Source organism: Streptococcus sp. UBA632, from assembly GCF_002300045.1.
In the GTDB taxonomy this organism is placed as follows: domain Bacteria; phylum Bacillota; class Bacilli; order Lactobacillales; family Streptococcaceae; genus Streptococcus; species Streptococcus alactolyticus.
The window spans coordinates 3,625-14,227 of sequence record NZ_DBPA01000003.1; the positions used below are offsets into that span (position 1 = coordinate 3,625).

Here is a 10,603-nt window from a genome sequence, read left to right on the forward strand (position 1 = left end):
ATGATGACTTACACGACCGACCGTTATCAAGTGAGCAATGTATCACGAGAAAATATTGAACAAAATGAAAAAAGTAAGGGTAATTTTGATTTTTCACAGGTAGCTGTTGTTTCTACCCAAGATGTGCTAGCAGCTCAGATGAGTGATCAAAAACTAAACGTCATTGGTGGCATTGCGATTCCAGATCTGGAAATGAATTTGCCCGTTTTTAAAGGCATTGACAATACCAACCTTTTATATGGTGCGGGAACCATGAAGGAAAATCAAACCATGGGAGAGGGGAATTATGCGCTTGCCAGCCACCATGTTTTTGACCAAGTCAATAGCGATCACCTGCTCTTTTCACCACTAGAAAGAGCGGAAGTGGGGCAGAAAGTCTATCTGACAGACAAGGCTTATATCTACACTTACACAATTACTAGCAAGGAAGTTGTGGCTCCGACAGATGTTGAAGTCATTGAGGATGTTCCTGATAAGACCTTACTGACCTTGGTGACGTGTGATGATTTGCAAGCGAGCAACCGTTTGATCGTGCAGACGACTTATGATGGCAAAACACCATACGACCAAGCACCATCTAAGGTTCAAAAAGCTTTTACCAAAAGCTACACGCAGTAGCCATTATTCGTTTTTTGACAGCTGAACCGTCTTGTGTTCGGCTGTTTTCCTTGTTAAAAATAGCAGTTCCTGAAATACTTTTTAAAAGTATGGTATAATGCTAGTTATTGAAAGTTTTTGGAGGTTAAGATTATCGCAATGAAAAACACAGATAAAGATAGCAGAGTTGTTCGTTTATTGAGTAAGAGCCGTCGTGGGTTGCTTCGAGGTATCTTTAGTCGAACGACCATTATTTCGGTTCTGTTAATCTTGCAACTGCTGTTTATCTTTGATTCTTACATTTGGTTAGACCAATCTCGGATTTGGGCGGATATTATTGGACGTATTTTGACTATTACAGCCGTTTTGTATTTGGTTAATAGTGAAATGGATGCTCTTTCTCGAGTGACTTGGCTGATTTTGATTATGATAGCACCACTATTAGGGTCGCTTTTCTTGATTTACACCAAGCTAGACTGGGGTTATAGAGACTTGAAGCAACGGATGGGACAACGCGTGGATGAGAGTGTGCAATACCTGCCACATCATCCCGAAATTGTGAGAACCTTGAAAAAGGATACCTCAACAACCTATCATCTTGTTCAATATTTCAGTCGTAGCCGTGGCAATTTTCCTGTTTACCAAAATACCGACGTCACTTATTTTCCGACAGGTGAGGATTTCTTTAAAGAATTAAAAAAACAACTCCTTAAAGCCGAACACTACATTTTCATGGAGTTTTTCATCATCGCTGAAGGGGAGATGTGGGGAGAAATCCTAAGTATTCTTGAAGATAAGGTCAAGCAAGGCGTTGAGGTTAGGGTTTTGTATGACGGCATGATTGAATTATCAACCTTATCACCTGACTACACCCAACGTCTTGAAAAAATTGGAATTAAAGCCAAAGTTTTTTCACCTATTTCACCTTTCATTTCGACTTATTACAATTACCGTGACCACCGTAAAAATATTGTCATTGATGGGCAAGTTGCCTTTACAGGTGGGGTGAATTTGGCTGATGAATACATTAACAAAATCGAGCGTTTTGGTCACTGGAAAGACACGGCCGTGATGATTGAAGGCGAAGCCGTCGATAGCTTTTTGGTCTTGTTCTTGCAAATGTGGTCTGTTACGGAAAGAGAATTGGTGGTGGAACCTTATTTGATGGAACACTCGCCAACTAGAACAGCCGATGGTTACGTGATTCCTTATGGTGATTCGCCTTTAGATACGGATAAAGTTGGGGAAAATGTGTATATCGATATCCTCAACCATGCTAGAGATTACGTGTATATCATGACGCCTTATTTGATTTTAGATAGCGAAATGGAACACGCCCTTTGTTTTGCGGCTGAGCGTGGAGTGGATGTGCGGATCATGATGCCTGGTGTCCCTGATAAACCGATTCCGTATGCTCTAGCTAAGACTTACTTTGGCAAATTGATGCGTTCTGGGGTTAAGATTTACCTCTACACGCCAGGCTTCTTGCACGCCAAGGTATTTGTCAGCGACCACATTAAAGCTGTTGTGGGAACCATTAACCTAGATTACCGCAGTCTTTACCATCACTTTGAATGCGCAACTTATATGTACCGAGTGGATGCCATTCGAGATATTTACGAAGATTTCACCATGACTTTGGAAGAATGTGAGCGTGTGACGCCTGAAACTCTAGCCAAACGCCCTGTTCATGAAAAAGTTGTGGGTATGTTGGTCAAAACCATTGCGCCGCTCCTATAAGATATGCTATACTAATCTTATGCGATGAGCCGAGTGAACTCGTTGTTAATGAGTTTATTTGCGCAGAGGAGGTCACTCTAACTTTTGTTAGAACGCAGGAGCGGACTTTGACAATTTGTGTGAACCATTTTGTCACATTCAAATGAATGCCTCAGCCCTCTTACCTATTTGGTGGGAGGGCTTTTTTGATAGCAAAAAAGCTAGGAGAGAACTCCTAACTTTCTAGTATCTATTAGCGTCTTTGCTTTTCAAGGACAGGAACGACTGCAGCGGTTAAAATAGCAGAGGCAATCATTTCTGCAATGGCATTGGTTCCAAAAACAGCTGCTAATAAGGCTTTTATGTCACCATTATACACATTTGAAAAGATAAAGAAAACGCCACCCAATACAAAGATAGTATTGGTCATTGAACCGACTGCTCCAGCTACTACCAGACCAGATCTACTGTGCCACCATTTGTAAACGTAATAAGGGGTGATACCGATTAAAATACGGGGCACCATAGCAATCACAAGTGAGGCAAGATTCCCATTTTCAACAAAGGGAGAAAAGAGGTAGCTTGTCGGCATCAGCGTGATGGTATTGACCGTCACACTGATAATCCCCATCAGACCACCTAAAATAGCACCAATACGCGAACCATACATGATAGAAGCCACGATAACAGGAATCTGAATCAGCGTGGGTTTAATTGGGACAGGCCACAGGTTAAACACCAAACTAGTCAAGAAATGAATAACGAGCATAATTGCAAAGAAAATGGCGATAACGGCAATATCCGATGCGGATTGTCTTTTTTTCATGGTTCCTCCTAAATCCAAAAGCCGAGAATAAATGCGTTGAGTCTTTGAAAAGACTTTAACCCATTATACAGGTTTGGGCTAGTGTTGACAAGTGTATCCGTTACCATTATTCGTGATTTTTACAAACTTTTAACACTGATTCAATAATTGTTTCCAAATCTGCCAAAGCCCCCTTACCGACATCACCGCAGGCCAGTCGCGTTGAACGAGGTTCGATTTTCTGATAACCTGCCTGAATAAGCTGCTCAATATTGCGTTTGGTCATGGGATTATTGTACATATTGGTATTCATAGCAGGTGCAATGAGTTTAGGCGTGTCAGCTGGCAAGGCTAAAGCTGTTGTGGTCACGATGTTATCTGCCATGCCATAAGAGAGTTTGGCGATGGTATTAGCAGAAGCAGGGGCAATCAAAAAGACATCCGCTTCCTTGGCTAAATCAATATGATTGATGGTTTGAGCATCTTCTTCCTTCATCACATCAAGGGCGACGGGATTTTTAGAAAGCACCTGCAAGGTTAAAGGGGTGATAAATTGAGTAGCAGCAGGTGTCATCAAAATCCGAACGTTCAAGCCTGCTTTAGTGAATTGATTGGTTAAATCAGCTGCTTTATAAGCGGCGATACTGCCTGAAACGGCTAATAATACAGTTTTAGTCATGTGTTACCCTTTCCAAAATCATCTCGGCAATTGCTTTCTTGGTCTTAGCGACAACCACGTCATCTTTCCCCACTAAATAAGCCAAGTGCTGATTATCATCTATTGTGGTGAGGTCATTTGCGACGATATAGTGGGCTTGATTGGTCGCTAAACTGCGTCTAGCAACAGCTAACAATTCCTCCTTTGGCACTCCCACCAAGAGTTTGAAGCCGATTAACATAATATCAGGATTCCATTGCTTGATTAGGGAAATCACCTTTGGTGTTTTTTTGAGAAAAAGCACTTGGTAATCTTGTTGAGAGGAAATTTTGGCACTTGTGTTGCTTTTATGAAGCAAATCTTTGACGGCTGGTGCTTTTTCCACTTCCTCAAGGTCCGTCATGTAAACAGGGGTGTAGTCAGATACCGCCATGCTATGGATGATAACATCATGCGTTTTCACTAAGGGTTCAAGTTCCGCGATTAAATCAGCCACCGTTTCGACCAAGACGATTTTGAGCTTGGAATGTTTCTTGGGTTTGACCGCTCTTTGTGTCGTCACCAATGTCACATCATGCCCTTGCGCCAAAAAGCACTCAGCAACTTCCTTGCCAAGAGTCCCAGTGGCATGATTGGTAATACCACGAACGGCATCAATATTTTCGGTGGTTCCACCAGATGTAATTAAAATCTTCATGTTCTCATTTTACACAAAAAAATTTTTTTCGTAAACGATTTACCATAAGCTAGAATAGGCTTGTTGCTGCCTTTCTAAAGTGAAACTCTCGAATAAAATGCGAACATTTATCAATAAAAAAACGTAATCATCAACGAACTAGAAAGCCAAGACATTGACCTGATCGTGCGCTCCTTGTCCAACCTAAACTCCCAACGAAAAAAACTTGAAGCTTTCACTTCAAGTTTTTGATCTTTTGTCACTTTTTAGATGAAAAGATTTTTCAAAAGCGTTTTCTTTATCTCTTTCAATTCATCGCACTTACGCTGATGAAGAGCGATAATGTTATCTAGTTGTTTGAAGAATGAACCGATTTTGTTTTGTTCCTCAATTGCAGGGACACTTACTATAGCTTCTTTAATATCAGTAGAATTAATACTTTCAAATGTTGATCCAGTGCTATATCTAGTCCAATACCCGTCGGACTTCATTTTACCAAGATTTTGAAATATAAATTCATTACCTTTTATGGCAGCAACACCTCGACCAATAACCACGTCATAAGCTGTTTTACCAATATCTCCAACCGGTGCTCGGACACTTAGAATGAGATCATCTTTTTCAGCTTGTTTAGTAACTTGAGTTGTCCATACTCTCGGTAAAACACGACCATTTTTCATGTCAGCATTACCTTGCACAAGAATATAATCATTAGGATCATCAGTATAATTTTCTGAATTAGGAGACTGTCCCATCACTATTCGAACTTCGTCTCCCAACTTACGCTGTTCCCAAGCGTCAGTAAATTCTGGGAAACGAATTTCAGGGACAGTTTCACCTTTTTTCGGAAACATTTTCTGTAACATGGTTTTCTTGAGTTCTTTGGTCTGATCACACTTACGCTGATGAAGGGAGATTAAGGTGTCTAAATGAGCGAAAAAGGTACCGATTTGTTGTTGTTCGGGGAGGGAAGGTAGTAATAGGGGAAAATTTTCAACAGAACCTTTAGAAATATTTAACTGTGACATTCCTGCTCCATGCAGTTTAAAGTATCTCTGATGAGAATTAATATACGAAAATAGATAATTTGTCTGTTGTTTATTCTTTGGACGAATTAAGGCAACTCTCTGATTTAAAACATAGTAATTATCTTTTGGAATAATTGCTACTCTCCCAAGTAAATCTCCTTTTCCAACATCACTTAATACCATTACTAAATCATCGGTAAGTAATGTTTTATCTGCACTTTCAATATATTTTCCTGATGATTTCAGACCACCATCAATTGATATTGAATTTAAATTTATAAGTTCAAATTTTCCACTAGAACTCTGAGAATCCTCATATCCCTTCCCATTCTGATATATAGTTACCTCCCCCAACCTCCGCTGTTCCCAAGCGTCAGTGAACCCTTTAAACCTTATGTTTGGTATTTTGCTATCCATACACCCCTCCAGTTTCAGGAAAACGGCAGAAAACTGTCACGGTTCCGTGCTTCCCCAAGCTTTTCGCCTCAGATTGGGGATGTGTTCTCCATTATTTCGCAATAATAGCTCCATTATACACGCTTTTAGTGGCTTTGACTAGCCGTTTTCAGAAAAAACCTTCCCTTGGGAAGGTTTATATGTTACATAAATAATATTACGTTAATGCTATTGAATGGTATTCATCCGTAATCGCGTTTTCCTAGGCGCTTACCGATGAGAATACCCGCTACTTGTGTAAGCTTGTTGCTGCCTTTCTAAAGTAAAACCATCGAATAAAATACGAACATTTATAAAACTATGAATAAAAAACGTGCGTTTTTTATAAAATGTGATATAATAAAGCTATCACTTATAATTTAGAGGAGAATCTTGTGAAATCTGATATCGAAATTGCACAAAGTGTTGAACTAAAACCTATTACTGAAATTGTCGAAAAAGTTGGGATTACGTTCGACGATATTGAACTCTATGGTAAATACAAAGCGAAACTATCTTTTGATAAAATTGCAGCTGTTCAAAACAATAAACCTGGTAAGCTTGTCCTTGTGACAGCTATTAACCCGACACCTGCCGGTGAAGGAAAATCAACCATGTCCATTGGTCTAGCAGATGCCTTAAATAAAATTGGCAAGAAAACTATGATTGCCTTGCGTGAACCATCTCTTGGTCCTGTTATGGGGATTAAAGGGGGAGCAGCAGGTGGTGGTTATGCCCAAGTTCTTCCAATGGAAGACATTAACCTTCATTTTACTGGGGATATGCACGCCATTACAACAGCTAATAATGCCCTTTCAGCTATCATTGATAACCACCTTCACCAAGGTAATGAACTTGGTATTGACCAACGTCGTATTATCTGGAAGCGTGTGGTTGACCTTAATGACCGTGCCCTTCGTCATGTAACCATTGGTCTTGGTAGCCCAGTTAATGGTATTCCACGTGAGGACGGTTTTGATATCACTGTTGCGTCTGAAATCATGGCCATTTTGTGTCTGGCAACTGACATCAATGACTTGAAAGAACGACTTGCCAATATCGTGGTAGCTTACCGCTATGACCGTACACCTGTTTACGTTCGTGATTTGAAGGTTGAAGGTGCTTTGACGCTTATCCTTAAAGACGCTATTAAACCAAACCTTGTGCAAACCATTTATGGCACACCTGCCCTCGTTCATGGTGGACCATTTGCCAATATCGCACATGGATGTAACTCTGTTTTGGCAACAAGCACAGCACTTCGTCTAGCAGATTATACCATCACAGAAGCTGGATTTGGTGCAGATCTTGGGGCTGAAAAATTCCTTGATATTAAAACACCAAATCTTCCAACAACACCTGACGCCGTTGTGATTGTGGCCACTATTCGTGCTCTTAAAATGCATGGTGGCGTAGCGAAAACAGATTTAGCTGAAGAAAATGTCGATGCTGTTCGTGCTGGTTTTGCCAACCTTAAACGTCACGTGGAAAACGTTCGTAAATTTGGTATCCCTGCCGTTGTTGCTATCAATGAATTTGTAGCAGATACTGAAGCTGAAATTGCTGCTCTTAAAGAACTCTGTGCCGAAATCAACGTGCCTGTTGAATTGGCTAGCGTTTGGGCAAACGGTGCTGACGGTGGTATTGACCTTGCAAATGCCGTTGTTAATGCTGTTGAAAATGGCAATGCTGACTACAAACGCCTTTACTCAGACGACGATTCTCTTGAAGAAAAAATCACTAAAATCGTTACTGAAATTTACGGTGGTAACAAAGTTATCTTTGGCAAAAAAGCACAAACGCAATTGAAACAATTTGCCCAATTTGGCTGGGATAAATTGCCAGTATGTATGGCGAAAACACAATACAGTTTCTCTGACAACCCTACGCTTTTAGGGGCTCCAGAAGGCTTTGATATCACTATCCGCGAATTTGTACCGAAAACAGGTGCGGGGTTCATCGTTGCCTTGACAGGAGATGTGATGACCATGCCTGGTTTGCCTAAGAAACCAGCCGCTCTTAATATGGACGTGGCAGAAGACGGAACAGCTATCGGTTTGTTCTAATCTGTCAGATGACTGATTTAATGAGCATCTTGCAATAATTACAATAAATGTTACAATAAAACAACTGATCTACCCCATCACAGCCAATCGTGCCATGTGTGGGGTAGAAACATTTATATAGCTATGTAGTTAACCATTTAGCGAGGTAGAAGCAGTGAACAAAAGTGGTAAGTAAATAACAAAATCCTAGTTTAATGGGTTAGTTGTGAAAAGAAAAGGAGACGTGTATGAAATTATTAGAAGAACGCATTTTAAAAGATGGCGATGTTTTAGGTAAGGATATCTTAAAAGTTGACAGTTTTTTGACGCACCAAGTGGATTATGAGCTCATGCAAGAAATTGGAAAAGTTTTTGCAGAGGTTTATAAAGACGCTGGTATTACAAAAATTGTCACAATTGAAGCTTCTGGGATTGCTCCCGCGCTTTATACTGCTCAAGCCATGCAAGTTCCAATGATTTTTGCTAAAAAAGCGAAAAACATCACGATGACAGAAGGCATTTTAACGACTGAAGTTTATTCCTTCACTAAACAAGTGACAAGCACGGTTTCTATTGCGAGCAAGTTCTTGTCAGAAGATGACACGGTGCTTATTGTCGATGACTTCTTGGCAAATGGTCAAGCTGCAAAAGGCTTGTTAGATATTATCCAACAGGCTGGAGCTAAGGTGGCTGGTATTGGGATTGTGATTGAAAAATCATTCCAAACAGGGCGCCATTTGTTGGAAGAAGAGGGTGTGCCAGTGACATCTCTAGCACGTATCGAAGCTTTCTGTGATGGAAAGGTGATTTTCACGGAGGCCGATGCATAAGATGAACGAAGAAACACACTCACGCTCAGCGGTGTTGGGCTTACAACACCTATTAGCCATGTACGCTGGTTCAATCTTGGTGCCTATCATGATTTCTGGGGCACTGAATTATTCAGCGGAACAACTGACCTACCTCATCTCGACCGATATTTTCATGTGTGGGGTAGCGACTTTCTTTCAACTGCAATTGCGTAAGCATTTTGGGGTAGGTTTGCCCGTTGTTTTGGGATGTGCCTTCCAGTCAGTCGCACCTTTGTCTATTATCGGTGCAAACCAAGGCTCAGCTTATATGTTTGGTGCTTTGATTGCCTCAGGAATTTACGTTATGGTGATTGCTGGCATTTTCTCAAAAATCGCGGCTTTCTTCCCGCCAGTCGTGACAGGTTCGGTTATCACAACCATTGGTTTGACCTTGATTCCTGTTGCTATGGGAAATATGGGAGATAACATTGACTCGCCAACAGCACAGTCAATGATTTTAGCCTTGATAACCATCGCTATTGTCTTAGCCGTTAATATTTTTGCCAAAGGTTTCTTGAAATCTATTGCTATCTTGATTGGTTTGATTGGCGGAACCGTTATTGCGGCTTTCATGGGCTTGGTAGATACTTCTGCTGTGGTAGAAGCTCCGCTGGTTCATGTTCCACAACCATTTTACTTTGGTATGCCAAAATTTGAAATCACCTCTATTGTCATGATGTGTATCATCGCGACGGTTTCAATGGTTGAATCAACAGGTGTTTACCTCGCACTTGCAGATTTGACAGGGGATAAGATTGACAGCCAACGCTTGCGTAATGGTTACCGTGCAGAAGGTTTTGCCGTCCTTCTAGGTGGAATTTTCAATACCTTCCCATACACTGGTTTTTCACAAAACGTTGGTTTGGTACGCATTTCAGGTATCAAGACACGTCGCCCGATTTACTACACAGCTTTGTTCCTTGTGATTTTGGGATTGCTTCCTAAATTTGGAGCCATGGCACAAATGATTCCAAGTCCTGTGCTTGGTGGTGCGATGATTGTCCTCTTTGGTATGGTTGCTCTTCAAGGGATTCAAATGCTGCACCAAGTGGACTTTGAACACAACGAGCACAACTTCATCATCGCTGCCGTTTCCATTGCCTGTGGTGTAGGTTTTAACGGAACGAATCTCTTTGATAGCCTACCAACAACTCTACAAATGTTCTTAACCAACGGTATCGTTATTGCTACGCTTTTAGCCGTTGTGCTAAACCTCGTATTAAATGGTAAAACACAAACAAAATAAGCTTAAAAAACCAGCTCTTCAAGGGCTGGTTTTCATTTTAAGGCTGATGCTCACCAGTTAAGATAAATTGGATAAGCTGGCCCACATCGTCAAAATCATCGTAGTCACCATAGATGCCATCACGGTGGTAAACAATGCCTCTTTTTTCATTGGCTTCCAAACAGTCCAACAATTTTTCTTCGCCATATTGTTTCATGAACAGGGTAAAAGCATAGGGCTTTATCTTACCAAGTAGGCCTTTTCGACACTCTTGCGAACATTGGTAGCAGTGGGACAATTGTTTTTCCATGGAGCAGTTACGATTGATGCAAGTCGTACTTCCAGGGCATTGGTTTGAATGGCAGCCCTGACAGGTCACATTATTTGTTATACTATGTCAAAAGGAGGGTGCCATGGCTTTTGATTTTAAAAAAGAATACAAGATGTTTTACAAACCTAAAAACAAACCAGAAATCGTTGAGGTGCCAAAGGCACATTATATTGCCGTTCGAGGAAAGGGCGATCCTAACGAAACAGGCGGAGCTTACCAGCAAGCTATTCAGT

At 41.0% G+C, this 10,603-nt stretch carries 10 protein-coding genes and 1 pseudogene; 6 read left to right on the forward strand and 5 right to left on the reverse strand.

The window, feature by feature from the left end; translation table 11 throughout:
* Positions 1-618: class A sortase (locus B3473_RS00065; RefSeq protein WP_293650501.1), on the forward strand; the 618-nt coding region annotated here is incomplete at its 5' end.
* Positions 619-756: 138 nt separating this feature from the next.
* Positions 757-2,337: a cardiolipin synthase gene (gene cls, locus B3473_RS00070; protein WP_269725851.1), complete on the forward strand. Its 1,581-nt coding sequence runs from the start codon at positions 757-759 to the stop codon at positions 2,335-2,337.
* A 232-nt stretch (positions 2,338-2,569) separates the two neighbouring features.
* Here cls and B3473_RS00075 read toward each other — a convergent pair whose 3' ends face one another.
* From B3473_RS00075 to B3473_RS00090, 4 genes are all read right to left on the reverse strand, one after another.
* Positions 2,570-3,142, reverse strand: coding sequence for an ECF transporter S component (locus B3473_RS00075; protein ID WP_269725850.1), 573 nt, complete (start codon positions 3,140-3,142; stop codon positions 2,570-2,572).
* A 106-nt stretch (positions 3,143-3,248) separates the two neighbouring features.
* A complete protein-coding gene (gene coaC / locus B3473_RS00080; protein WP_154454304.1) occupies positions 3,249-3,800 on the reverse strand; it encodes a phosphopantothenoylcysteine decarboxylase in 552 nt (183 codons plus the stop codon).
* Positions 3,793-4,476 (reverse strand): phosphopantothenate--cysteine ligase, encoded by a 684-nt coding sequence (locus B3473_RS00085; RefSeq protein ID WP_269725849.1) that lies wholly within the window; start codon positions 4,474-4,476, stop codon positions 3,793-3,795. Before B3473_RS00085 ends, coaC begins: the two co-directional genes overlap by 8 nt.
* A 245-nt stretch (positions 4,477-4,721) precedes the next feature.
* Positions 4,722-5,900, reverse strand: coding sequence for a restriction endonuclease subunit S (locus B3473_RS00090; RefSeq protein WP_269725848.1), 1,179 nt, complete (start codon positions 5,898-5,900; stop codon positions 4,722-4,724).
* Between the two features lie 413 nt (positions 5,901-6,313).
* On the opposite strand from B3473_RS00090, the gene B3473_RS00095 reads away from it, so the two are divergent.
* From B3473_RS00095 to B3473_RS00105, 3 genes are all read left to right on the forward strand, one after another.
* Entirely contained in the window at positions 6,314-7,984 is a 1,671-nt protein-coding gene (locus B3473_RS00095) for a formate--tetrahydrofolate ligase (protein WP_168260784.1), read from the forward strand.
* Between the two features lie 227 nt (positions 7,985-8,211).
* Positions 8,212-8,793 (forward strand): xanthine phosphoribosyltransferase, encoded by a 582-nt coding sequence (locus B3473_RS00100; RefSeq protein ID WP_154454307.1) that lies wholly within the window; start codon positions 8,212-8,214, stop codon positions 8,791-8,793.
* A 1-nt stretch (position 8,794) separates the two neighbouring features.
* The gene (locus B3473_RS00105) at positions 8,795-10,060 is read left to right on the forward strand and encodes a nucleobase:cation symporter-2 family protein (protein ID WP_414517902.1); all 1,266 of its coding nucleotides are present in this window, start codon (positions 8,795-8,797) and stop codon (positions 10,058-10,060) included.
* A gap of 37 nt (positions 10,061-10,097) precedes the next feature.
* Here B3473_RS00105 and B3473_RS00110 read toward each other — a convergent pair whose 3' ends face one another.
* A complete protein-coding gene (locus B3473_RS00110; protein WP_235300350.1) occupies positions 10,098-10,349 on the reverse strand; it encodes a hypothetical protein in 252 nt (83 codons plus the stop codon).
* Between the two features lie 133 nt (positions 10,350-10,482).
* On the opposite strand from B3473_RS00110, the pseudogene B3473_RS00115 reads away from it, so the two are divergent.
* Positions 10,483-10,603 (forward strand): annotated as a pseudogene (locus B3473_RS00115) (transcriptional regulator); the annotation flags it as partial.